General features: G+C 68.1%; 23 protein-coding genes. 16 read left to right on the top strand and 7 right to left on the bottom strand.

The genetic code is table 11. The features are described 5' to 3' along the window. Window positions 1–10: 10 nt before the first annotated feature. The 9 genes from folP to lysS all read left to right on the top strand — a co-directional run bounded on the left by folP (window position 11) and on the right by lysS (window position 8,017). On the top strand, window positions 11–820 hold the full coding sequence (gene folP, locus CGU34_RS09815; protein ID WP_100814001.1) for a dihydropteroate synthase: 810 nt from the start codon (window positions 11–13) through the stop codon (window positions 818–820). Further along, window positions 808–1,227: a dihydroneopterin aldolase gene (gene folB, locus CGU34_RS09810; protein ID WP_100813995.1), complete on the top strand. Its 420-nt coding sequence runs from the start codon at window positions 808–810 to the stop codon at window positions 1,225–1,227. Before folP ends, folB begins: the two co-directional genes overlap by 13 nt. Further along, window positions 1,224–1,796 (top strand): 2-amino-4-hydroxy-6-hydroxymethyldihydropteridine diphosphokinase, encoded by a 573-nt coding sequence (gene folK, locus CGU34_RS09805; protein WP_051513550.1) that lies wholly within the window; start codon window positions 1,224–1,226, stop codon window positions 1,794–1,796. Before folB ends, folK begins: the two co-directional genes overlap by 4 nt. Next, complete coding sequence (locus CGU34_RS09800; RefSeq protein ID WP_100813994.1) at window positions 1,793–2,323, top strand: DUF3180 domain-containing protein; 531 nt, start codon at window positions 1,793–1,795, stop codon at window positions 2,321–2,323. The genes folK and CGU34_RS09800 overlap by 4 nt, the downstream gene beginning before the upstream one ends. Window positions 2,324–2,414: 91 nt before the next feature. After that, window positions 2,415–2,939, top strand: a complete 525-nt coding sequence (locus tag CGU34_RS09795) for a PH domain-containing protein (RefSeq protein WP_232711623.1) — start codon at window positions 2,415–2,417, stop codon at window positions 2,937–2,939. After that, window positions 2,936–4,702 (top strand): PH domain-containing protein, encoded by a 1,767-nt coding sequence (locus CGU34_RS09790; RefSeq protein WP_232711621.1) that lies wholly within the window; start codon window positions 2,936–2,938, stop codon window positions 4,700–4,702. The genes CGU34_RS09795 and CGU34_RS09790 overlap by 4 nt, the downstream gene beginning before the upstream one ends. Beyond that, window positions 4,699–5,472, top strand: a complete 774-nt coding sequence (locus tag CGU34_RS09785; protein WP_100813992.1) for a DUF2520 domain-containing protein — start codon at window positions 4,699–4,701, stop codon at window positions 5,470–5,472. Before CGU34_RS09790 ends, CGU34_RS09785 begins: the two co-directional genes overlap by 4 nt. A 9-nt stretch (window positions 5,473–5,481) precedes the next feature. Beyond that, window positions 5,482–6,360 (top strand): pantoate--beta-alanine ligase, encoded by an 879-nt coding sequence (gene panC / locus CGU34_RS09780; RefSeq protein ID WP_100813991.1) that lies wholly within the window; start codon window positions 5,482–5,484, stop codon window positions 6,358–6,360. Window positions 6,361–6,448: 88 nt separating this feature from the next. Next, window positions 6,449–8,017 carry a lysine--tRNA ligase gene (gene lysS / locus CGU34_RS09775; protein WP_100813999.1) on the top strand — a complete coding sequence of 523 codons (1,569 nt, stop codon included), beginning with the start codon at window positions 6,449–6,451 and terminating at the stop codon, window positions 8,015–8,017. 83 nt (window positions 8,018–8,100) lie between these two features. Here lysS and CGU34_RS09770 read toward each other — a convergent pair whose 3' ends face one another. Further along, entirely contained in the window at window positions 8,101–9,225 is a 1,125-nt protein-coding gene (locus CGU34_RS09770) for a DUF4192 family protein (protein ID WP_036301601.1), read from the bottom strand. Between the two features lie 132 nt (window positions 9,226–9,357). On the opposite strand from CGU34_RS09770, the gene CGU34_RS09765 reads away from it, so the two are divergent. The 5 genes from CGU34_RS09765 to CGU34_RS09745 all read left to right on the top strand — a co-directional run bounded on the left by CGU34_RS09765 (window position 9,358) and on the right by CGU34_RS09745 (window position 15,542). Beyond that, the gene (locus CGU34_RS09765; RefSeq protein ID WP_036301599.1) at window positions 9,358–9,555 is read left to right on the top strand and encodes a hypothetical protein; all 198 of its coding nucleotides are present in this window, start codon (window positions 9,358–9,360) and stop codon (window positions 9,553–9,555) included. A gap of 42 nt (window positions 9,556–9,597) precedes the next feature. Further along, complete coding sequence (cls, locus tag CGU34_RS09760) at window positions 9,598–11,064, top strand: cardiolipin synthase (protein ID WP_036301597.1); 1,467 nt, start codon at window positions 9,598–9,600, stop codon at window positions 11,062–11,064. A gap of 172 nt (window positions 11,065–11,236) precedes the next feature. Then, window positions 11,237–11,965, top strand: a complete 729-nt coding sequence (locus tag CGU34_RS09755) for a hypothetical protein (RefSeq protein ID WP_051514140.1) — start codon at window positions 11,237–11,239, stop codon at window positions 11,963–11,965. Between the two features lie 321 nt (window positions 11,966–12,286). Next, on the top strand, window positions 12,287–14,809 hold the full coding sequence (locus CGU34_RS09750; RefSeq protein ID WP_036301592.1) for an ATP-dependent Clp protease ATP-binding subunit: 2,523 nt from the start codon (window positions 12,287–12,289) through the stop codon (window positions 14,807–14,809). Window positions 14,810–15,035: 226 nt separating this feature from the next. Next, on the top strand, window positions 15,036–15,542 hold the full coding sequence (locus CGU34_RS09745) for an amino-acid N-acetyltransferase (RefSeq protein ID WP_036301590.1): 507 nt from the start codon (window positions 15,036–15,038) through the stop codon (window positions 15,540–15,542). On the opposite strand, the gene CGU34_RS09740 is transcribed toward CGU34_RS09745, so the two are convergent. The 5 genes from CGU34_RS09740 to CGU34_RS09720 form a co-directional block, all read right to left on the bottom strand. After that, a complete protein-coding gene (locus CGU34_RS09740) occupies window positions 15,543–16,361 on the bottom strand; it encodes a mycofactocin-coupled SDR family oxidoreductase (protein ID WP_100813990.1) in 819 nt (272 codons plus the stop codon). Between the two features lie 78 nt (window positions 16,362–16,439). Further along, window positions 16,440–17,396, bottom strand: coding sequence for a vWA domain-containing protein (locus CGU34_RS09735; RefSeq protein ID WP_198517744.1), 957 nt, complete (start codon window positions 17,394–17,396; stop codon window positions 16,440–16,442). Window positions 17,397–17,420: 24 nt separating this feature from the next. Next, a complete protein-coding gene (locus tag CGU34_RS09730; RefSeq protein ID WP_100813989.1) occupies window positions 17,421–18,374 on the bottom strand; it encodes an AAA family ATPase in 954 nt (317 codons plus the stop codon). A gap of 64 nt (window positions 18,375–18,438) precedes the next feature. Beyond that, complete coding sequence (locus CGU34_RS09725) at window positions 18,439–19,272, bottom strand: mycofactocin-coupled SDR family oxidoreductase (protein WP_081766467.1); 834 nt, start codon at window positions 19,270–19,272, stop codon at window positions 18,439–18,441. Window positions 19,273–19,290: 18 nt separating this feature from the next. Continuing rightward, a complete protein-coding gene (locus tag CGU34_RS09720; protein ID WP_036301581.1) occupies window positions 19,291–20,121 on the bottom strand; it encodes a mycofactocin-coupled SDR family oxidoreductase in 831 nt (276 codons plus the stop codon). Window positions 20,122–20,553: 432 nt separating this feature from the next. On the opposite strand from CGU34_RS09720, the gene CGU34_RS09715 reads away from it, so the two are divergent. Both CGU34_RS09715 and CGU34_RS09710 read left to right on the top strand, forming a co-directional pair. Next, window positions 20,554–21,255, top strand: a complete 702-nt coding sequence (locus CGU34_RS09715) for a hypothetical protein (protein WP_051514137.1) — start codon at window positions 20,554–20,556, stop codon at window positions 21,253–21,255. 81 nt (window positions 21,256–21,336) lie between these two features. Further along, window positions 21,337–21,726 carry a dehydrogenase gene (locus CGU34_RS09710; RefSeq protein WP_100813988.1) on the top strand — a complete coding sequence of 130 codons (390 nt, stop codon included), beginning with the start codon at window positions 21,337–21,339 and terminating at the stop codon, window positions 21,724–21,726. 15 nt (window positions 21,727–21,741) lie between these two features. Here CGU34_RS09710 and radA read toward each other — a convergent pair whose 3' ends face one another. After that, entirely contained in the window at window positions 21,742–23,142 is a 1,401-nt protein-coding gene (gene radA, locus CGU34_RS09705; RefSeq protein ID WP_100813987.1) for a DNA repair protein RadA, read from the bottom strand. Window positions 23,143–23,172 lie beyond the last annotated feature (30 nt).

Here is a 23,172-nt window from a genome sequence, read left to right as displayed (position 1 = left end):
CACCGTGATCATGGGGATCGTCAACGCGACGCCCGACTCTTTCAGCGATGGCGGACAGTATCTCGACCCCGAAGTCGCGATCGCGCACGCGCTCGAACTCGTCGCCGACGGCGCGAGCGTGATCGATGTCGGAGGCGAGTCCACCCGGCCCGGCGCGGAACGTGTGGCCGTCGCCGAGGAGATCCGGCGGGTTCTGCCGGTCGTGACCGCCCTCGCGGGGCGCGGCGTCGTGGTCAGCATCGACACGATGAACGCCGGGACGGCCGTCGCGGCGGTCGAGGCGGGCGCGCGGATCGTGAACGATGTTTCGGGTGGGCTCGCCGACCCCGGCATGCTCGCCGCGGTGGCCGAGACATCCGCCGACTTCGTGCTGGGTCATTGGCGGGGGCCGTCGTCGGACATGTACGCGCGCGCGGCCTACGCAGATGTCGCGCGGGATGTGACGGCCGAACTCGCCGACCGAGTGCGCGATGCGGCCCGCGCGGGCCTTGCCCCGTCGCGGGTGATCCTCGACCCGGGCATCGGTTTCGGGAAGACGGCCGAGCAGAACTGGGCGATGCTCGCGGGCCTCGACCGCCTCGTCGCCCTGGGGCCTCGCGTTCTGGTCGGCACGTCACGCAAGCGATTCCTGTCCGCGGCGCTGGCCGGGACATCCGGTGACGAACCCTCGATCACCCGCCGGGACGCCGCGACCGCTGTGACGAGTGTGCTGGCCGAGCGCGCGGGCGCGTGGGGTGTTCGTGTGCATGACGTCACGGCGACCCGGGACGCCCTCGTGATCGCGGCGGCCTGGAGGGAGGGGGCACCGTGGACGGCCTAGATGAGATCACGCTGACCGGCCTGCGGGTCTTCGGGCGACACGGGGTGTTCGACTTCGAGCGCGAGCAGGGCCAGCACTTCGTGATCGACGTCGTGCTCAAACTCCGCACCGCCGAGGCGGCCCGCACGGACGACGTGCGCGACACCGTCCACTACGGCGAGGTCGCCGACGCGATCGTCGCGATCGTCGCGGGCGAGCCGGTCAACCTGATCGAGACGCTCGCCGAGCGGATCGCGGTGGCGGTGCTCGCAGATCGGCGGCTGGCTTCCGTCCGCGTGACCGTCCACAAGCCGAGCGCGCCCATCGAGGCCGAGTTCTCGGACGTCTCGGTCAGTATCGAACGAGCCAGCATCGAACGAGCCAGCATCGAACGAGCCGCGATCGACTTCCCCCGGAGCACCCCATGAGCCGCCGCCTGGCCGAAGAACTCCCGCCCCGCGACGCGCGGCCCGAAAACGAAACGATCGTGGCCGTTGTGGCACTCGGCAGCAACCTCGGTGACCGGGGGGCAACGCTCGAGGATGCGGTGCGCGAGATCGCCCGGCTGCCTCTCGTTGATCACGTGCGGGTGTCGCCGACGCGCGAGACGGTTGCCCTGCGCCCGGATGGTCCGGATGCCTCAGCGCCGGCGTACCTGAACGCCGTCGCCCTCGTCTCGACCCGTCTGGCCCCGAGCGTTCTGCTGGCGATGCTGCACCGCATTGAGGCTGAGCACGGACGTCAGCGCCACGAGAAGTGGGGCGACCGCACGCTCGACCTCGATCTGATCGCCTACGGCGACGTGCAGTCGGACGACCCGAACCTGACCCTGCCGCACCCGCGCGCCGCGGAGCGGGACTTCGTGCTCGAGCCGTGGCTCGAGGCGGACCCCGCGGCCGTGCTGGTGGGTCACGGAGCGGTGCGCGATCTCGTCGAGCGGCTCCGCGCACAGGCGGCGGACACACATCCGGATGCTTCGGGTGGGGACCGCGCGTGAAGCGCACCAGTCCGCTCGCCCTGGTCTCGGCCGCCGTGCTCGGTGCGCTCGCCGGCTTCCTGTTCGATCACCTCCTAACGGTCTCAGGCCGCCCAACCTTCACACCGTTCATCTCGCTGCCGATCATGCTGCTGCTGCTCGGTGCGATCGTGGTGGTTCTGGCGTTGCCCATCCGCCGAGCGATCCGGGGCCCGCGCGGCGAGAGCGGCGCCGTCGCCGCGGGATCGCAGCCCGCATCCGGGCCCCCGGTCAATCCCTTCCGCGCTTTGCGGATCGCGATCCTGGCCAAGGCGTCGAGCATCGTGGGCGCGGCGACCGGGGGAGCCGGCGCGGGTTTGGCCCTCTACCTGCTGACACGCCCGGTGCCGCCGCCGTTAGGCTCGATCACGGCGGTCGTCGCCACCGCCGTTGCGGGGGCGATCCTCGTCGCCGCGGCACTCGTCGCCGAGAACATGTGCATCATCCGGAAGGACGACGATGACGAACCCCCAGAGCCCGCCGCCGGAGGCGACACCCACCCCTGGTGAAAGCACCAGTCTCGCGGCGCCCGTGAATGAGATCCCCGTTGACGAGAGCCCGGTCGCTGAGGGCGATACAGATTCGCTCGACTCCGAGTCGCTGGATGCCGGCACCTTCACCGCGCTCGTCGAACCGCGCTCGCCCAGTCGGCTCGAGCTGGACGGCGGCGATTGGCACCAGATTTCGCCGAAGTACGTCTGGGTCCAGCTCATCTCGAGCGGCGTGCTGATCGTTTTCGTGGCTGCCGCCATGCTGTTTCTGACGCTATTCCTGCACCAGACGTGGGCCTACATCCCGGGCGGCATCATCCTGGCGATCTCGATCTGGACGACCGCCATCGTCCCCCGCCAGGCGCGCTCGATCGGGTATCGCCTGCGCCAGGACGACCTGGTGTTCCGTCGCGGCATCCTGTGGCAACGCCTGGTCGCCGTGCCGTATGGACGGATGCAGCTGATCGACATCACCCACGGCCCCCTCGATCGGGGGTTCGGTATCGCGCAACTCAAGTTCGTGACGGCCGCCGCCGCGACGGGAGTCACGATCCCCGGCCTGGAGCAACAGACCGCCGAACACCTGCGTGACCTGCTGGTCGAGGTCGCCGAATCGCGACGGACGGGGCTGTGAGCGAATCCGCAGCGCCCGGTGCGACGCCCGAGGCGTCCGCGCCGAAAACGGATGCGGCCGCGACGGATGCGGCCGCGACGGATGCGGCCGCGACGGATGTGCCCGTGCCCGGTGAGCCGTTCGAGGCGCGCAGCGAGCTGAGCGATGGCGAGTGGCACCGGATGCATCCGCTGTCCCCGATCTTCCGGGGCGGCATCTTCCTCGTCGTGGTGATCGGCATCGTGATCGCCAACCTGCGCGACAGGCTGGTGGCGATCTTTCTGCCTTCGGTGCTGCCCGAGCTTCCCGACGGTGAAGAGTGGAACTCGGGCGACCCGGTCGACTGGGTGCTCGACAACGGGCTCCTGCTTCTGGCAAGCCTCGCCGTTCTAGGTGCGCTCCTGCTCGTCGTCGGCGGCTTCTACCTGTCGTGGCGGTTCCACACTTTCCGGATCACGGAGGATGACGTCGAGGTCAAGCAGGGCATCCTGTTCCGCTCGCAACGGCGTGCACCGCTCGACCGTGTTCAGGGCGTCAACCTCACGCGCCCTCTCGTGGCGCGTCTCGTCGGACTCGCGAAGCTCGAGGTTGTCGGTGCGGGCACAGATGCGAACGTCAAGCTCGACTACCTGTCGACGGGTAACGCCGAGAGGGTGCGCGCCGACATCCTGCGCCTGGCCTCGGGCCGTCAGCTCGCCGAGGCGTCCGGGTCCGTCGCATCCATGAACCGCATTCGCGGTGCATCGAGCGCCGTTAGCGAGGGCATCACCGGACTCATCGCCGGGGCCGAAGGGCCGGCGAGCGAGCCCGAGAGCGTCGTCCATATCTCGACCGGGCGACTGATCGCCTCGCAGGTGCTCGGGGGCAGCACGGTCGCCTTGCTCGTGATGACGGGCGTCGCGATCGCCGGTGGAATCTGGGGGTCACCGTGGGTACTGCTCGGCCTCGTACCGGCATTGCTCGGATTCGGTGCCTACTGGGTGTCGCAGATCGTGAAGTCCCTGCGGTACTCGATCGCGCCCACGCGGCACGGGCTGCGGGTGACGTTCGGGCTGTTCACGACCGTCACCGAGATCATTCCCCCGGGCCGCGTGCACGCGATCGAGGTGCGGCAGTCGATCTTCTGGCGCCCTTTCGGATGGTGGCTGATCAAGATCAACCGCCTGACGGGGCGAAGCGCGGGTGACACCTCGACCGATCAGTTCACGACGGTCCTGCCGGTCGGTACCCGTGCCGACGTCGAGCGCGTCCTGCGCCTGGTGCTGCCCGGCACGCGCGACGACGAGTGGTCGCTGCTCTTCGAGCACGGGATCCTCGGCCCGCGCGAGGGTGACCCGTACTCGCAGACCCCCCGTCGCGCCTGGTTCATCCGGCCCTTCTCGTGGCGGCGCAACGGATTTTTCGTCTCACCGCACGCGCTGCTGCTCCGTCGCGGTCAGATCTGGCGGTCGCTCGCGATCTTCCCCTTCGCCCGCATGCAGAGCGTCGGCCTGCATCAGGGGCCGCTCGACCGGTCGCTGCGCGTCGCGTCCCTTCGCCCGCACACCGTCGCCGGACCCGTCTACGGCTACGTCGCCGCGCTCGATCGGGACGACGCGTTGGCGGCCTTCGCGGATGTCACGGCTCGGGCATCCGCCGCCTCCACCGCGGATCGCAGCCACCGGTGGGCGGAAACCGTCGTGGCCGAGGTGCCGGACCACGTACCGGATTCGACAGCGGAACCGGAGTCGATGGTGGGCCAGGCGCCGGAATCGACGTCCGGCCAGGCGCCGGGGACGACGTGAACCGGGCGGGACGCCTCGGCGTCGGGATCATCGGCGCTGGACGCGTCGGCCCGATCATCGGCGCCGCGCTCGGCGGGGCCGGGCACGCGCTGACGGGCATCACTCCCGGGTCCGACCCGGACCGCGTCGAGGCGATCCTCCCGGGTGTTCCGCACCTGGATCCGCCCGAGATTGCGCGGCGCAGCGAGCTCGTCATCCTCGCCGTGCCGAGTGATCAGCTCGCCGAACTGGTCGCCGGCCTGGCAGCGGTGTCGGCCTGGCAGCCGGGCCAACTCGTGCTGCACACGGATGCGCGATTCGGCACCGACATCCTTCGTCCGGCTGTCGAGCAGGGAGTCATCCCCCTCGCCGTTCACCCCGCAATCACCTTCACCGGTACGAGCATCGACCTGCGACAGCTGCAAGCGGGGTACGCGGCCGTTACGGCACCCGCTGCCGTGCTGCCGATCGCGCAGGCCCTCGCGGTCGAACTCGGCTGCGAGCCCGTCGTCATCGCCGAAGCGGATCGCGCCTCGTACGCCGAGGCGATCGCGACGGCGACGGAGTTCTCCCGCGCCGTCGTCCAGCAGTCCACGTCGCTGCTGCGCGGTATCGGCATCGACAACCCGGGCGGATACCTGTCGGCACTCGTCCGCTCGACCGTCGACCAGGCGCTCACCCTGGAAACGACGCCCGATTGGGAGGGCATCGTGCGGGGCGGTCCTCGCGATGGCAATTCGGGCGGTGGGGGTTGGGCCGAGCTGGACGGCCCGGATGCGCTGCCGGGGTAGCATCCAAGGATGATCAGCTCCATCGCCGAGCTGCGCACCCGACTGGCGGAAGCCAGAAGCGCAGCACGGACGACGGGGGACGCGGCGCGAGATATTTCCGCCGAGCCCACCGTCGCACTCATCTCCACCATCGGCGCGCTCCACGACGGGCACATCGACCTCATCCACCTGGCCCGGGAACGCGCCGACGTCGTGGTGGTATCGGTCTTCGTCAACCCGCTGCGCTTCGCCACGACGAGCGCTTTCGAGGCCTATCCGCGGACGCCCGACGCGGATGCTGCGCTGCTCGAGTCTCTCGGAGTCGACATCGTCTTCGCGCCGAGCGCCGAGGAACTTCTGCCGCACGGGTCGCAGACGACGAAGATCACCGCGGGCGACCTCGGTTTGCGCTTCGAGGGACGTGCCCGGCCGGGCTACTTCGATGGGCTGCTGACGGTCGAGGCGAAGCTCATGAACCTCGTCCGGCCCGACTTCGCCGTCTACGGTCGCCGCGACGCGCAGCGCATCTTCCTTGTCCGCCGCATGGTGCGTGACCTGTACCTCGATGTCGACGTGCTGGAGGCAGACACCGTCCGCGACGACAACGGCCTGCCGATCTCGACCCGTATCGGCATGCTCGAGGAGCGCGATCTCGCGGCGGCAAGCAAGCTCGTGGCCGCCCTCGATGCGGCGGCATCCAACGCCGACCGCGGCATCGACGCGTGCATCGCCGCCGCGCAGTCGTCGCTCATGGGGGAGCAGCGGATCCGGCTCGAGTATCTCAGCGTCGTTGATCCCGAGACCTTTTTGCCCGCCGACGAGGGGCACCAGGGCACGGCTCTCGTGCTGATCGCGGCGACGGTCGCGGGGCACCGGTTCATCGACAATGCCGAGGTCTACATCCGCTGACCCCGCGGCCGATGGCGGTTCCTCCGCGCGCCGGGGCGCGCGGAGGTGCGCGGATAGACTTGTGTCGACTTTCGAGGAGCCCCCGCAGATGACCGATTCTTCCGTTCCGCCTGCCGTGGCAGCATCCGACGCTTCTGTTCCGGAAGGCTCGGTCGACCAGGAGGACGTCTTCGAGCAGAAGGCGGTCCGGCTCGCCAAGCGCGAGCGCCTGCAGGACGAGCGGACGGATGCCTCGGGTGGCGCCTACCCCGTCAGCGTGCCGGTGACCGACACGATCGCGGCGCTCCGCGAGGCATACGGCGAGCTCGAGGCCGACACGGCCACGGGCGTGCGCGCCGCGGTCGCCGGCCGCATCGTCTTCAGTCGCAACACCGGCAAGCTCTGCTTCGCGACGCTCCAGGCCGGCGACGGCAGCCGGATCCAGGCGATGGTGTCGCTCGCGGGGGTCGGTGAGGAGTCCCTGCAGCGCTGGAAGGAGCTCGTCGACCTGGGCGATCACGTCTTCGTCGCCGGTGAGGTCATCTCCAGTCGCCGCGGCGAGCTCTCGATCATGGTCGACGAGTGGCAGATCGCGGCCAAGGCGATCCTGCCGCTGCCGAACATGTACTCCGAGCTCAACGAGGAGAGCCGCGTGCGCGCGCGGTACCTCGACCTGATCGTGCGCGACCAGGCGCGCCAGACGGTGCGGGCCCGCGCGGCGGTCAACGCGAGCCTGCGCGCGACGTTCGCGGCACACGACTTCCTCGAGGTTGAGACGCCGATGCTGCAGGTGCAGCACGGCGGTGCGGCGGCTCGTCCGTTCGTGACGCACTCCAATGCGTTCGACACCGAGTTGTTCCTGCGGATCGCGCCCGAGCTGTTCCTGAAGCGCGCCGTCGTCGGGGGTCTGGACCGGGTGTTCGAGATCAACCGCAACTTCCGCAACGAGGGCGCCGACTCGACGCACAGTCCCGAGTTCGCGATGCTCGAGGCGTACCAGTCGTACTCCGACTACAACGGCATCGCCGACCTGACGCAGGAGCTCATCCAGAACGCCGCGCGCGCCGTATCGGGCTCGACAGATTCTCCCGGGACGACCATCGTCACCTGGGCCGATGGTACCGAGTACGACCTGGGCGGCGATTGGGACCGCATCTCCATGTACGAGTCGTTGTCGGCGGCGAGCGGGCACGATGTCACTCCTCAGACATCCGTTGACGAACTGCTCGCTCTCGCCGCGGCATCCGGTGTCGACGCGCCCGCGCACGTCACGCACGGCAAGCTGGTCGAGGAGCTGTGGGAGCACTTCGTGAAGGGTGGCCTCGAGCGCCCGACCTTCGTTCTGGACTTCCCGGTCGACACGAGCCCACTCGTGCGGGCCCACCGCTCGATCGAGGGCGTCGTGGAAAAGTGGGATCTCTACATTCGCGGATTCGAATTGGCCACGGGCTACTCCGAACTCGTCGACCCCGTGATCCAGCGTGAGCGCTTCGTCGAGCAAGCCGTTCTGGCCTCGCGGGGGGATGTCGAGGCCATGCGCATCGACGAGGACTTCCTCCGTGCCCTCGAGCACGGCATGCCGCCCTCGGGGGGAATGGGCATGGGGATCGACCGTCTGCTGATGGCGATCACGGGGCTCGGCATCCGCGAGACGATCCTGTTTCCGCTCGTCAAGTAGCGTCATTTCGTATCGACCCTGCGGGTCTCGCTCAATGACCGGCGGGCTGCACGCACTCACTCGCGGGCGAACGCCCACTGCGCTCACTCGCGGGCGAACGCCCACTCTGGCAAGTGCGATGCCGCGCACATGGTCATCACGATTTGCGACAGACCGTGCCCGGGGTCGATCTCGAGCGCTCTCTCGGCGTACCAGCCCGCGTGCGTCGAACCGCCCAGCGCCCAGCTGAGCCACGCTGCCGCAGCCAGGGGTCCCGGCCGAGCATCGCGCGGAGCGGCGGCCGCGATGCGCCGCACGAGGTTGCGCGCGCGGTGCAAGCGACCCGGATCGGGGCGTGGCCCCTCCCCGCAGAACCGAGCGCCGAGCTCGACCGGATATTCGTGGCCCGCCTCCCAGCGCAGTTGAGCGTCGAGGGCGAGCTCGCCGGAGCGGATGTCACCGGCCCACTGCTGTAGGGCCACATCGCGCAAGGCCGGGCGGCACAGACACCACAGCAAAGCGGCACCCGAAAACGCGTCGAGGGCCTCGGTATCCCAGTGGAGCGCGTCCTCCAGCAGCTCCGGAAGATCGTCCAGAGCACCGACCGCCGCGAGCGCTCGGGGGTCCAATCGCGCCAACGAGGGGACATCGGCGTCCTCGGCGTCCGCGGGTGCGGCCAGGAGCACCTCGGCCGCAGCGTCGATCGCGAGGAGAGCCCGCCCGAGTCGTTCCTTCTCGGCCAGGTCGACCTCGGGGAGGTAGGCGCCGGCGCCCTGATCTCCCGTCGGCACCTGCATCGGCAGCTCTGCCTCGCGCTGAAGCACCTCGGAGAGGGGTCGCGCCTCGGCATCCTCGTACGATCCCCACGCGTCGCCGGCGACGCAGAGCGCCTCCACCACCCGCAGACCGCAGACATGCGCCCGCTTCTCGAGCGCCGCGACGAGCTTCTGCCACGCGATCGGGCCCGATGGGTCGTCACGGAAACCCCCGTCCGTGTAGATGACGATCGCAATGCCGTCGATGCGGTCGACCTTGCAGGCGAGCCCGATCGTGGTCGAGGCCATCGCTTCGACCGCATCGGGGTCCGGCAGGTCGTAGCGCATGACGCCCGCGGTGCGTTTGCCGCGGAACAGCACGAGAGCGAGGCTCTGGCGGGGGCGATACCCGGCCAGGGCGGGAACGAGGGCGAGAAAGTCTGCGGCGTCGGAGGCCTTGATGATTGTGGGCATGCGGCCAGCGTGGCGTGCGGGCTCCTGCCGCGAGCGGCCGAAAGGCGGAATCGGGGGACGACCGGCTCCGCGACGTGCTGTTGAGGAGACATCCGAACGTCCGTCGCTTCTCCGCAGACGTATCCTGGAGGGGTGGAAGGCTACTGGGCGGCACTGATCTGGTCGATACTGCCGACCCTCGTGGTCTCGGCGGTTTTCTTCTTCGTGCTGCGCGGCATCATTCGCATGGACCGCACCGAGCGCCGCGTCTACGCCCAGATCGAGGCTGAAGAGCGCGCAAAGCGGGGCATGGCTCCCGCGCCGGAAGACCCGCGTCCCGCGGCACCCTGACCCGCCCCGCTACGCTGAGCACGAGCCGGCGGAGGGAAACGGGTGCTCGTCCTCAATTTCGATGTCACGTGGTGGCTGGTCGCCGTCCTCATTTTCGACCTCACCATCCGCATCTGGGCGATCATCGTCATTCCGCGGAACCGCCGCCCCACAGCGGCGACGGCCTGGTTGCTGGCCATCTACTTCATCCCGTTCATCGGGCTGCTGCTCTTCTTCCTGATCGGTAACCCTCGTCTGCCGCGTGTTCGCCGCCGCAAGCAGCGCCAGATCAACGAGTACATCCACGACGCGACCGAGAACCTCGAGTTCGGGTCGTTGCGCCCGGATGCTCCGGCGTGGTTCACATCGCTGGTCACCATGAATCGCAACCTGGGTGCGATGCCCCTGGCCGGCGACAACACCGTGACGCTGATCGCCGAGTATCAGCAGAGTCTTGACGCGATGGCCGACGCGGTTCGCGCAGCCGAGCACTACGCGCACGTCGAGTTCTACATCCTGCAGGCGGATGCCGCGACCGACAACCTGTTCCGGGCCATGGAAGAGGCGTGCGCCCGCGGGATCACGGTGCGCGTGCTGCTGGACCACTGGGCCAATCGCGGCAAACCCAACTACAAGGCGACGCTGAAGCGGCTCGACGCGATGGGTGCTCAGTGGCACTTGATGCTTCCCGTGCAGCCGTTCAAGGGCAAGTACCAGCGTCCCGACCTGCGCAACCACCGCAAGCTCCTGGTCGTCGACGGCAACGTCGCGTTCATGGGCTCGCAGAACGTCACCGACTCGACCTATAACCTGCCCAAGAACATTCGCCGAGGCCTGCACTGGGTCGACCTGATGGTGCGGTTGCAGGGGCCGGTCGTCGCGAGCGTCAACGCCGTGTTCCTCTCGGACTGGTACAGCGAGACCGACGAAGAACTCTCCGCCGAGTTCGACCTCGAGAACCTCGATACGGGACCGGGCGATCTCGATGCTCAGGTCGTGCCATCCGGTCCGGGATTCGACTCCGAGAACAACCTGCGCCTCTTCCTCGGGCTGCTCTACGCGGCCGAGCGCAAGGTCATCATCGTGAGCCCCTACTTCGTGCCGGACGAGTCGTTGCTGCTGGCGGTGACGACCGCGTGTCACCGCGGCGTGCACGTCGAACTCTTCGTCAGCGAAGAGGGCGATCAGGCCATCGTCTACCACGCGCAGCGCAGCTACTACGAGGCACTGTTGCGCGCGGGCGTGAAGATCTGGATGTACCGGAAGCCCTTCATCCTGCATTCCAAGAGCCTGACGATCGACGATGAGACCGCTGTGATCGGCTCGAGCAACATGGACATGCGCTCGTTCGGTTTGAACATGGAGATCTCGCTGCTGGTTCGTGGCAGCGAGTTCGCGGATCAGATGCGTGCCGTCGAGGACCGGTACCGGTCGCTCAGCCGCGAGCTGACTCTCGAAGAGTGGAAGCAACAGCCCCTCCGCTCGACGGTGCTCGACAACCTGGCGCGACTGACCTCGGCCCTGCAGTAGGAACGGGGCCCGTTTTCGGGTCGTTCGAGCGTTACCGACTTGAGTGGCGATCGTTATCGCGCTGTCACCGTCTTCGCGTGATGCGTCCGGTGTGATCGGTCAGGATGGATGAGCGGACGACAGCACGCCCGCAGGGTACGGGACGAGGCATCCCGCCCGGAGAGGTTTCATCGTGGCTGTTCGGAAAGCACTCACCGCGCTCAGCGCCGGAGCGGTCGCGCTCCTCGTGCTTGCGGGCTGCACGGCCACGCCCGCGTCGCCGGGAAGCAGCAGCTCCGTACCCGCCGACGGTGCTGTCTCTGACGTCGAGGTCGATGCGACCTGGCTCGACGACGGCCGGATGATCGGCATCATCACCTACGGGTCGTCGACCTGCATCCCGGTCGTCGAAGATGCGGCGCTGCAGGACAACGGCACCTTCGCCGTCATCCTCGCCGACGCCGATACCGACGACGTGTGCACGGCGGACATGGTTCCGCGGGTGACCCTCGTCGAGGCGCTCCCAGACATGGACCCCGCGGTGGACCTCGAGATCACGATCGCGGGCGACGGATTCACGGGCGACACCGACCTCGACGGCGTGCAGGGACTCGACCCCACCAATACGGCCTCGGAGTACGCACCGAGCGCCGGATGGATCGACGAGGACGACTCCTTCGTGCTCGTGACCTGGGGCAGCTCGACGTGCGTTCCGGTCGTCGCTTCGACAGAGGTCGTGGCACCGTCCGAGGTGACGGTCACGTTCGTCGACCCTCCGGCCGACCAGGTCTGCACCATGGACATGGTGCCTCGCGCGCTGATCACGTCGGTATCCGGTCTCGACGAAGACGAGGGCGTCACGGCCGTGCTCGTCGGGGACGACTTCGACGGGCTGCGCGTTCCGATCTACGGCTCCAACTAGACCGCGCGCGGGGGAGCGGCAACGGCGCCGTCCCCGCGCGTCTTTCGCCGGGCCGCCTTGGCGTGCCCGGCCTATCTGCGCGGTCGCGCACCCGAGCCATCCGTCGCCGAAACACCTCTCGTGCGACGAAACACCCACTGGCGCGGGGTGTTTCGTCGCGGCAGAGGTGTTTCGGACGTCGGCCGTTCACGCGCCGGCCCATCGAGCGCGTAAAGCGTCACGCCCACGGCGAACACCGGCTCACGGCATCCGTCCGCTGGTTACCCTCGATGTAACACGCGAGCCGTAGGGACGCGTGCGGCCGATGCCGAGGAGCCTGCAATGTTCGAGAGATTTACCGACCGTGCCCGACGTGTGGTTGTGCTCGCCCAAGAAGAGGCGAAGATGCTCAACCACAACTACATCGGTACCGAGCACATCCTGCTCGGCCTGATCCACGAGGGCGAGGGAGTCGCCGCCAAGGCGCTCGAGTCCCTCGGCATCTCGCTCGATGCCGTCCGTGAGCAGGTTCAGGACATCATCGGCCAGGGCCAGCAGCAGCCGACGGGTCACATCCCGTTCACGCCGCGCGCCAAGAAGGTGCTCGAGCTTTCGCTTCGCGAAGCCCTGCAGCTCGGCCACAACTACATCGGTACCGAGCACATCTTGCTCGGGCTCATCCGCGAGGGTGAGGGCGTCGCCGCCCAGGTCTTGGTCAAGCTCGGCGCCGACCTGAACAAGGTGCGCCAGCAGGTCATCCAGCTGCTCTCGGGCTACCAGGGCAAGGAGCCCGCGGCCGTCAGCGGCGCCGCGAACGAGACCCAGGCCGCGCAGGGCGGATCCGCCGTGCTCGACCAGTTCGGGCGCAACCTCACGCAGGCCGCCCGCGACAACAAGCTCGACCCCGTGATCGGGCGCGAGAAAGAGATCGAGCGGGTCATGCAGATCCTCTCGCGCCGCTCGAAGAACAACCCCGTGCTGATCGGCGAGCCCGGCGTCGGCAAGACCGCCGTCGTCGAGGGACTTGCTCAGGCCATCGTCAAGGGCGACGTGCCCGAGACGCTCAAGGACAAGCAGGTCTACTCGCTCGACCTCGGCTCGCTCATCGCCGGATCCCGCTACCGCGGTGACTTCGAAGAGCGCCTCAAGAAGGTCACGAAAGAGATCCGCACGCGCGGTGACATCATCGTCTTCATCGACGAGATCCACACCCTCGTGGGTGCGGGGGCCGCCGAGGGCGCGATCGACGCCGCATCCATCCTCAAGCCGCTCCTCGCCCGCGGAGAGCTGCAGACGATCGGTGCGACCACGCTCGACGAGTACCGCAAGCACTTCGAGAAGGATGCTGCGCTCGAGCGCCGCTTCCAGCCGATCCAGGTCGCCGAGCCGTCGCTGCCCCACACGATCAACATCCTCAAGGGGCTGCGCGATCGCTACGAGACGCACCACAAGGTGCAGATCACGGACGGCGCGATCGTCGCCGCGGCGAACCTCGCCGATCGCTACGTCGCCGACCGCTTCCTGCCTGACAAGGCGATCGACCTGATCGACGAGGCCGGCGCACGCCTGCGTCTGTCGATCCTGTCGTCGCCCCCCGAGCTGCGGGAGTTCGACGACAAGATCGCGGCCGTCCGTGCGCAGAAGGAGGAGGCCTCCGAGGAGCAGGACTTCGAGAAGGCAGCCGGCCTGCGCGACGAAGAGAAGTCCCTCCTCGCCGAGCGTCTGCGCCTCGAGAAGCAGTGGCGCTCGGGCGACGTTGCGTCCCACGCGGTCGTCGACGAGGGCCTGATCGCCGAGGTCTTGGCTCAGGCGACCGGAATCCCGGTCTTCAAGCTGACCGAGGAAGAGACCAGCCGTCTTGTCTTCATGGAGAAGGCGCTGCACCAGCGCGTCATCGGCCAGGAAGAGGCGATCGCGGCACTGTCGAAGACGATCCGTCGTCAGCGTGCGGGCCTCAAGGACCCGAAGCGCCCCTCGGGCTCGTTCATCTTCGCCGGCCCCACGGGTGTCGGAAAGACCGAGCTCGCCAAGGCGCTCGCCGAGTTCTTGTTCGACGACGAGGGCGCGCTGATCTCGCTCGACATGTCGGAGTTCGGTGAGAAGCACACCGTCTCGCGTCTGTTCGGTGCCCCTCCGGGCTTCGTCGGATTCGAAGAGGGCGGCCAGCTCACCGAGAAGGTGCGTCGCAAGCCGTTCTCGGTCGTGCTCTTCGACGAGATCGAGAAGGCCCACCCCGACATCTTCAACTCGCTGCTGCAGATCCTCGAAGAGGGTCGCCTGACCGACGGTCAGGGTCGCGTCGTCGACTTCAAGAACACGGTGATCATCATGACCACCAACCTCGGATCGTCGGCCATCGCCGGTGGACCCGTCGGGTTCCAGGTCGAGGGTGACGCGCAGACGAGCTACGACCGGATGAAGGGCAAGGTCGACGAAGAGCTGAAGCGCCACTTCAAGCCCGAGTTCCTGAACCGTCTCGACGACGTCATCGTGTTCCCGCAGCTGTCCAAGCCGGAGCTCGTGCAGATCGTGGATCTGTTCACCAAGCGCCTGGCCGATCGCCTGCTGGATCGCGACATGACGATCAAGCTGTCGCAGCCGGCGAAGGAGCGCCTGATCGAGATCGGGTTCGACCCGACCCTCGGTGCTCGCCCGCTGCGTCGAGCGATGCAGCACGAGATCGAGGACCGTCTCAGCGAGCGCATCCTGCACGGCGAGCTGAACCCCGGCGACCACATCACTGTTGACGTCGAGAGCGGCGAGTTCGTGTTCGAGACCAAGCCGCGCGGCGACAAGGTCGCGGTCGGCGTGACCTCGGCGGGCGAGATCTCGTCCACGCCGGACCTCGCGATCACGAGCGACTGAATCGGCCCGGGTTTCGACCCGGACACACGAAGAGCGGATGCCTGAGGCATCCGCTCTTCGTCGTTTGCGGACACTCTGGTGTTCGCAATTCAGTCCCTGCGAGTGACGGACGGCCCGCGGCTGCCGTCGTTCCAGGGACCGGCTGGAGTGGCGCCGGTGCGCAGACTGAATTGTGAACGCGAGGCGCGGCAGACCGGCGCAACAGGTGCGGGGATAGGCTGAGTGGATGGCTGAGTTCAGGGTGCGGGCGGCGCGGACGACCGACGTCGTCGGCATCCGCGACATGCTCGAGCCCTTCGTGCAGCGCCGCATCCTGCTCGGCAAAGACCTGGTCGTGCTCTACGAATCGGTTCAGCAGTTCGTCGTGGCCGAGGTCGACGGGCAGCTGGTCGGTTGCGGAGCCCTGCACGTCATGTGGGAGGACCTCGGCGAGGTGCGCACCCTCATCGTGACGGACGACTGGCTGCACCGCGGTGTCGGCCGCGCGATCGTCGAGGCGCTCGAGAACAACGCCCGGCAGCTCGGATTGACGCGTCTGTTCTGTCTGACGTTCGAGGTCGACTTCTTCTCGGCCCGCGGCTTCACGACCATCGGCGAGCAGGTCGTGCCGCCGGACGTCTATTCGCAGTTGCTCCGCAGCCCCGACGAAGGTGTGGCCGAATTCCTCGACCTCGCACACGTCAAGCCGAACACCCTCGGCAACACCCGGATGCTCAAAACGCTCTCGTTCTGATCAGAACATGTGCATGCCCTGATCAATGCTGAGGTGCTCGGACGTGATCAGGCGAGCGTCATCGGACACCAGGAACGCCACCGCGTTGGCGATGTCTTCCGGCTCGGCGGCGTACACCGGGAGGAAGGGCGTACCCATGCCGTTCAGCGTCGGGGACGTCTCGGCAGCCGTGGTCAGGGCATCGATCATGGTGCCCGACCCCATGGGGGTGTTGACGCCGCCTGGGTGGATGCTGTTGACACGGATGTTGTGGCGCCCGAGTTCTGCGGAAAAGGCGCGGGCCATCCCGGTGACGGCGTGCTTGCTGGCGGTGTAGTGCACCATGAACGGTTGCATCTTCTTGCCGGCGTACGAGCTGGTGAGGACGATCGCGCCACCTCGACCGCCCGCGATGATGTGCGGGGCACCCGCGACGACGCTGTTGAAGACGCCGTCGACGTTGGTCTCCATCGTGAAGCGGAACGTCTCGGGGGTGATCGCATCCCAGGCTTCGGGGATGCAGATGCCGGCGTTGGCGACGACGATGTCGAGGCCGCCCAGCGCGGCGACTCCTTCGTCGACGGCCGCTCGTAGAGCCGCGCCGTCGCGCACGTCGGCAATCGTGGCGACGATTCGACGGTCTTCTGCCTCGACCAGTCGCACGGTTTCGGCGAGGTCTTCGGGGGTGGGGGAGTCGTACGGCACGTGGTCAATGTGACCGGCGAGGTCGACGGCGATGATATCCGCCCCCTCGCGCGCCAGCTTGACGGCGTGCGCCCTGCCTTGACCTCTCGCCGCGCCGGTGATGAATGCCACTTTGCCCTGCAGTCGACCAGTCATGGTTGTGACCTCTCTGTCAGATTTCGAAGCTCGTCATTGAGCCGTCCCTCGGATTATGGCACCGGGTGCACTAAGAAGCTACGAGCCGAAGATCCGCCCGATTGCGGGCGCAACATCTCGGTGTCCGTGCACGACGCGGCACGTGCCGCGCCCCCGCGCGGCGAGTTCTCGACCGAGTTCGACGTCCTTCTCGCCGGTCGCGTCGAGGAGTACGTCGAGCCGCGGAAGTCGTGCCGCGAGCGGACGCGGATCGGGGCCGGCGTTGTGAACGCAGTCCGAGAGCAGGAGCACGCGCGCATCGCGGGCCGGGACCCGCGCAAGCTGCCGGGACGCAACCTCCAGGGGGAACGCGATGTTCGTCAGCCCCCGCGCGGGGATCCGCAGGATGGTGTCGACGATCTCGGCGGAATTGACGGGTGACCCAAGGGGGAGGAGTACCGCCGCATCCGACCAGAACGCCACGAGACCCAGGTCGTCGTGGGACAGCTCCGCGGACAGTGCGCCGACCGTGGCGGCTGCCGTCTTGATCCGCTCGCCCCGCATCGACCCCGAGACATCGACCAGCAGCACAACCGAACGCCGCGCGCGCACCCGTTCTCGGACGACGATGTCCTCGTCGTCGGGGACAGGACGCTCGGCGAGCACCTCGATGGTCCGGTCGAGGTCGATGTCGTCCGAGGCGCCGCGGTAGGGCACGCTCACAAGGTTGCCGACGCCGCGTCGCGCGGTGGCATCACGACGCGGGCGTGGCACGGCAAGTCGCGCCGCGATCTCGCGGGCACGCGCGCGCACCGACGGATCCACCTCGACCGTTTCGTCGGGGAGTGGGACGAGCGCCCCGGTCTCGTCCGTCTCGCCTCGCGCCGTTCCCCCGGGCGGCGCCGCAGCTCCCCGGCGCGGCGGTCCACCCCCACGCAGAACCATCCCGCCGGCGCCCGATGATGCCTCGAAGAGCGTGGGAGGCGCGTCGAGCTGCTTCGGCTTCCGGCGGAGCGGCACCCCGCGCGTCGATGTCGTGCGCCGGGCGCCTCGCACGGGCGTATCGGCGGCAACGTCTCTTCAACCCGGATCGGCGCGGTGGGGTTCGAGGACGAACCGGTCCTCCCAGATCTCGCGGAGCACGCGCTCGGGTGTCGTGTCGAGCGCTTCGTCGAGGTGGATGCGCCCGGAGAGGGCCACGATCATCGCGTCGTAGACGAGTTCGGGGTAGTCGGGTGAGTCCGGATCGTCGAGGTCGCGGAGCGCCGCCAAGCGCAACGCCACGAGGACGGTGTCGATCGCGCCGCGCACGCTCGAGCCCTGTCGGATGTCCGGATGATCGCGCGTCGCCCGGGCCACCGCGACCGCATCGCGCACGAGGCGTGCGCCGAGAGGGGCGGTGCCCCCGGCATCTGCGCCGGTGCGCAGGATCACGATGCGCTCTTCGGCATCCGAATCCTGATAGTCGACGGCCAGGCGATTCAGACGATCGTGCACGCTGGTCGACAGCCGCGTCGTACCGACGTTGTCGTACGGATTCATCGACGCAATCACGCGGAACGTCGGTTCGGCGCGGATGCGCCCGACCCGCGGGATCGCGAGCGAGCGATCGGCCATTGCCGTCAGGAGTGTGTTGAGCGTGTCTTCCGGCGCGCGATTGAACTCTTCGATGTAGAGAAAACCACCCCGCTGCATCGCCTCGACGAGGGGACCGGGCACGAAGTTATCCGCGGAATAGTCCTCGCGCAGCACCCGCGCGGGGTTGTGATGCCCGACGAGCTTCGCGGGCGTCAGGTCGGCGTTGCCCTCGACGAAGAGCAGAGGGATGCCCCATTCTTCGGTGATCGCGCCGAGGATCGTCGTCTTGCTCGTGCCCGGAGGGCCCTCGAGCACGATGTCCCGTCCCGCGGCGACGGCCGCGAGCGTGAGCTCCAACTCACGCTCGCGGCCGACGAGGTGGCGGGCGATGCGCTCGCGGCTGCGCTGGAGCCCGGCGGCGTCCGTCGGTGCCGTCGCGACGTCGTCCACTGTCATTTCACGAGGCCTGTCATTTCACGAGGCCTGTCATTTCACGAGGCCTGTCATTTCACGGGGCCCGTCATTTCTGCGTGGATCCCGCGTCGACCGGCAGCATGACTCCCGTCACGTAGCGCGACTCGTCCGATGCCAGCCACAGCACAGCGTTGGAGATGTCTACCGGCTCAACCCACGGAATCGGCAGCGCGTTGAGCGACTGGAACCGAGCGCCCAGCGTCTCGCGCGTGCGCTCTTCGACCGGGAGATCCGGGGCGAAGAGCGCGTACAGCGAGTCGTTCTGGATCATGTCGGTGTCGACGCTCGTGGGGTGGACCGAGTTGACCCGGATGAAGTCCGGAGCCAGCTCGAGCGCGAGGGTGCGCATGATCCCCACCACGCCGTGCTTGGCGGCGACGTAGTGCACGAAGTTCGGGAATCCCTTGATCCCCGCCGTCGAGCTCGTCAGGATCATCGACCCCCCGCCAGCCGCCCTCAGGTGCGGGATCGCCGCCTTGGCGGTGTGCCAGACACCGGTGAGGTTGACGCCGATCATGTCGTTCCACGCCGTGTCCGTCAGTTCTTCCGCGGTCGCGTTGGAGAAGATCCCGGCGTTCGCGCTGACGATGTCGACCCGCCCGAGCTGAGCGACCCCCTCGTCAACCGCGGCGCTCAGCGCGTCGTAGTCGCGTACGTCGGCCTCGCTGGCGACGATCCGTCGGTCGAGCGCCTCGACCTGGCGCACGGTTTCGGCGAGATCCTCGGCCGTCGCCATTCCATACGGCACCGTTTCGATCTGCTTCGAGATGTCGATCGCGATGATGTCGGCGCCCTCCTGCGCCATCCGCAGAGCGTGGGCGCGTCCCTGGCCACGGGCGGCTCCGGTGATGAAGGCGACTTTGCCATCCAGTCTTCCCATGATGTTCTCTTCCTCTCGCTACTTCGCGTTGGCGCCGGCGTCTACCGGCAGGGCGACGCCCGTGACGTAGCGGGCCTCGTCGGAGGCGAGCCACAACACGGCGTTGGAGATGTCGACCGCTTCGACCCAAGGGATCGGCAGGGCATTGATCATGGTTGCTGCCGCCTTGAAGTCCTCCACCCCGGGGTTCTCGATGTCCGGCCGGAACAGCCGGAAGGTCGCCTCGTTGTTGACCATCGGTGTGTCCACGACCGTGGGGTGCACGCTGTTGACGCGGATCATGTCCGGCGCCAGCTCCAGGGCGAGCGTGCGCATGAGTCCCACGACCCCGTGTTTGGCCGAGACGTAGTGGGCGATGTTCGGGAACGCGAAGAGCCCCGCGTCCGAACTCGTGAGAATCATGGACCCGCCGCCGGCAGCCTTCAGATGCGGGATCGCGGCCTTGCACGTACGCCATACCCCGTTCAGGTTGACGTCGATCATGTCGAGCCAGATCTCTTCCGACAGATCCTGCGCCGGGGCCATCGAGGTGGAGATCCCGGCGTTGGCACAGACGATGTTGAGTCGGCCCAGTTCGGCGACGCCCGCCTCGAGAGCGGCGTTCAATCCCGACTGATCGCGTACGTCGGCCTTGCGGGCCACGATCCTGCGGTCGAGAGCCTCGACTTGCGCGACGGTTTCTGCGAGGTCTTCCTCGGTCGCGGGCCCGTAGGGCGCCCCGGGGATCTCCTCGAGGACGTCGACAGCGATGATGTCGGCTCCCTCTTGTGCCAGCCTCACGGCGTGCGAGCGACCTTGCCCGCGCGCCGCTCCTGTGATGAAGGCGACTTTGCCTTCGACCCTTCCCATAACCTGCTCCTCTCTCTTCTCGCGCTACGGCGAGCCTCTTTTCGGTTGTGAGGTCACGAGACCGGCGCGGCACATCGTCGGGCCGCGGAGGAAGTCGGAGTTGGGGTCTCAGGCGGTGCGGGCGCCTCCGGTTGGGGCGTGACACGGCCGGGCAGCGCATCGGGCTGCAGGCGAAACGAGGGAGCGCAGGGGGTTCGCCGAAGGCTCAGGCTGTGACGGCGTCGTCTGCGAATCCATCGGATGCTCCTTGTGGGCGGACATCTGCGTCGCGCCCTGCGGGTGTAACCGATGCTAATGACACTCGGTGCCGAATGGAAGGGCATAGGCGCAACCCCGAACCCGACCCGCAACCCGAGCCGGTGGGCGCACCGGGTGTCACGTCGGAGGGCGTGCCGCGCCGGGGACGGACCGACCCGCGCTTAGCCTGAAGGCATGAGCAGCGAAGGCACGCGACGGCGTCGTCCGTCGCCCGCGGTGTATCGGCGGCGACGGGCCGTCGTCTTGATCGGGTTGCTCGTGATCGTCGCCCTCGTCGTGTGGTTGCTCGTCGCGCAACCGTGGCGCGGATCCGCCGAATCGACGACCCCGGCGGCAAGCCAGAGTTCGCCGTCGCCCTCGCCGAGCGACACCACACCGACGCTGCCTGATCCTGCTGCGACGGGTGGCTCCAATCCCGCGGATGCCCTTCCGGAAGAAGTGGCGACGGATGCTGCAGCCGAACTGACCCCCGAGGCTTGCGCTGCAGACAGCGTGCTGGTCGAGGCGCTGACGGACAAAGAGTCGTACGCGGCGGGGGAGGTCCCCCAGCTGAGCATCCGTCTCACGAACACCAGCGCCACCCCGTGCACGATCAACGTCGGCACGACGCAGCAGAGCTTCACGATCACGAGCGGCAACGACGCGTGGTGGCGTTCGACCGACTGCCAGGCTGCACCGAGCGACATGGTCGTCACGCTGACGGCCGGGCAGGTCGTCGAGAGTTCGGCGCCGATCGCGTGGGACCGCACTCGCTCATCCGTCGACACCTGCGAGGGCGATCGACAGCGTGCGCCGGGTGGGGGAGCGTCGTATCACCTGGATGTGTCGATCGGCGGGATCCCGTCGCAGACGTCGCGACAGATCCTGCTCTACTGACGCCCCGGCTACCCTGGAGGGGTGGCACGACAGAGCGGTAGACCCGGCAAGAGCGGCAAACCCGGCAAATCCGAGGGGCGCGTGAAGAAGGCGGGCGCCGCGACTTTCCGATCTGAGGCGCTGGCTCAGGCGCTCGCGAAGCAGGACATGGCGGCGGTCGCCCTGGCGCTGCGGAACGGCAACACGGTCGTGCCCTTGATGGCGCCGACAGACCGCGACAATCCGCTCGATGTCGGCGAGGTCTGGACCTACCGCGACCCGAACACGGGCGAAATCGCGCTTCTGCTGTTCAGCGACGCGGCACACAAGCCCGAGAACCTGCCGCCCGCGATCGGCCTGCAGTCACCCGGCTGGTTGCTCGCATTTCTGCGAACGCATCGCGATGCAATCACGACGGTGTTTCTCGACATCGCGGGTCCGCACCCGATGCAGGCTTCGCCTGCGGACCTGATCGACGCCCTCGCCGACTGACGCGGCCTCGCGCGGTCAGAACTCCGGAACGTCGCTCGGGCCACGGCTCTGACGATCGAGCGGCCCGCGCCCGCCACGGGCGGCGCGATCGGCGTGGCCGCGAACAGTGTCGAGGGCCGCCGGCAGGTGCTTGGACCCGGCATCGACGAAGTGCACAAAACCGAGACGGGATGCCTCGCTGCGACGCTGTGCCAGCTGCGCGACCGCTCGGATCTCACCCGAGAGGCTCAGCTCGCCGACCGCCGCGACCTGGTGTGGGATGGCGAACTCGCCGAGAGCGCTGGCGATGGCCAAGGCGATGGCCAAATCGGCGGCCGGTTCGGTGAGGCGAACTCCGCCCACCGTCGAGACGTAGACGTCGAGGGCGCTCAGCTTCAGCCCGGCGCGGCGTTCGAGAACCGCCAGGATCATGGCGACTCGCGACGAATCGACGCCGTTCACGACGCGACGAGGGTTCGGGGTCGAGCTCGGATTGACCAGGGCCTGGATCTCGACGGGCAGGGCGCGACGGCCTTCGAGCGCGACCGTGACGCACGAGCCGCTGACAGGGGTGCCGTGCCCCAGAAACAGCCCGCTCGGATCGGGAACCTCGGCAATGCCGTCGCCGGTCATCTCGAAGCATCCGACCTCGTCCGTCGGCCCGAAACGGTTCTTCAGTGCCCGTACGAAGCGCAGCGCGGTCTGACGGTCGCCTTCGAAATGACAGACGACATCGACGAGGTGCTCGAGCAACCGCGGCCCGGCGATCGAGCCGTCTTTCGTCACGTGACCGACGATCAGCACCGGCAGATCGCGTTCTTTCGCGATGCGAACGAGCGTCGCCGCGACCTCGCGCACCTGACTGGGATGCCCCGCCAGTCCCTCGCTGAGCGAGGACGAGACGGTCTGCACCGAGTCGACAATCAGAAGTGTGGGCACGACCTGGTCGATCTGGCCGACGAGTGTTGCCAGGTCGGTTTCGCTCGCGATGAACAGCTCGTCGTGGAGCGCGCCGGTGCGCTCGGCACGGAGCCGTACCTGCGCGGTCGACTCCTCGGCGCTCACGTACAGCACGCGCCGACCGGAGCGTGCGGCGCGCGCCGCAACCTCGAGTAGCAGCGTCGACTTACCGACACCGGGCTCACCCGAGATCAGGATCGTCGCGCCCGCAACGAGTCCGCCGCCGAGGACGCGATCGAATTCACCCACACCTGTGGGGCGTCGCGGAGCCTCGATCGTCGCAACGTCGGTTATCGGTCGCGCAACGCGATCGGCCGTCGGCGCGTGAGGTGTGAATCCGCGCAGGATGCCGGTCTGTTCCGCGACCTCGGTGACCGTGCCCCACTGCTGGCACTCGCCGCAGCGACCCACCCATTTGACGCTCGTCCACCCGCATTCCGCGCAGCGATAGGCCGTGCTGGGCTTTCGAGTTGCCATGGGCCCAGGTTAGGCGCCCCCACCGACAGA

The sequence above is a fragment of the Microbacterium lacus genome (assembly GCF_002812805.1).
In the GTDB taxonomy this organism is placed as follows: domain Bacteria; phylum Actinomycetota; class Actinomycetes; order Actinomycetales; family Microbacteriaceae; genus Microbacterium; species Microbacterium lacus_A.
This window is presented reverse-complemented; position numbering and strand designations above follow the sequence as displayed.

Bases quoted from the DNA above. Each gene is read 5' to 3' on its own strand.
- folP (WP_100814001.1), top strand. From the start codon at position 11: ATGGGGATCGTCAACGCGACGCCCGACTCTTTCAGCGATGGCGGACAG.
- folK (WP_051513550.1), top strand. From the start codon at position 1,224: ATGAGCCGCCGCCTGGCCGAAGAACTCCCGCCCCGCGACGCGCGGCCC.
- panC (WP_100813991.1), top strand. From the start codon at position 5,482: ATGATCAGCTCCATCGCCGAGCTGCGCACCCGACTGGCGGAAGCCAGA.
- lysS (WP_100813999.1), top strand. From the start codon at position 6,449: ATGACCGATTCTTCCGTTCCGCCTGCCGTGGCAGCATCCGACGCTTCT.
- CGU34_RS09770 (WP_036301601.1), bottom strand. From the start codon at position 9,225: ATGCCCACAATCATCAAGGCCTCCGACGCCGCAGACTTTCTCGCCCTC.
- CGU34_RS09750 (WP_036301592.1), top strand. From the start codon at position 12,287: ATGTTCGAGAGATTTACCGACCGTGCCCGACGTGTGGTTGTGCTCGCC.
- CGU34_RS09745 (WP_036301590.1), top strand. From the start codon at position 15,036: ATGGCTGAGTTCAGGGTGCGGGCGGCGCGGACGACCGACGTCGTCGGC.
- CGU34_RS09740 (WP_100813990.1), bottom strand. From the start codon at position 16,361: ATGACTGGTCGACTGCAGGGCAAAGTGGCATTCATCACCGGCGCGGCG.
- CGU34_RS09730 (WP_100813989.1), bottom strand. From the start codon at position 18,374: ATGACAGTGGACGACGTCGCGACGGCACCGACGGACGCCGCCGGGCTC.
- CGU34_RS09725 (WP_081766467.1), bottom strand. From the start codon at position 19,272: ATGGGAAGACTGGATGGCAAAGTCGCCTTCATCACCGGAGCCGCCCGT.
- CGU34_RS09720 (WP_036301581.1), bottom strand. From the start codon at position 20,121: ATGGGAAGGGTCGAAGGCAAAGTCGCCTTCATCACAGGAGCGGCGCGC.
- CGU34_RS09715 (WP_051514137.1), top strand. From the start codon at position 20,554: ATGAGCAGCGAAGGCACGCGACGGCGTCGTCCGTCGCCCGCGGTGTAT.
- radA (WP_100813987.1), bottom strand. From the start codon at position 23,142: ATGGCAACTCGAAAGCCCAGCACGGCCTATCGCTGCGCGGAATGCGGG.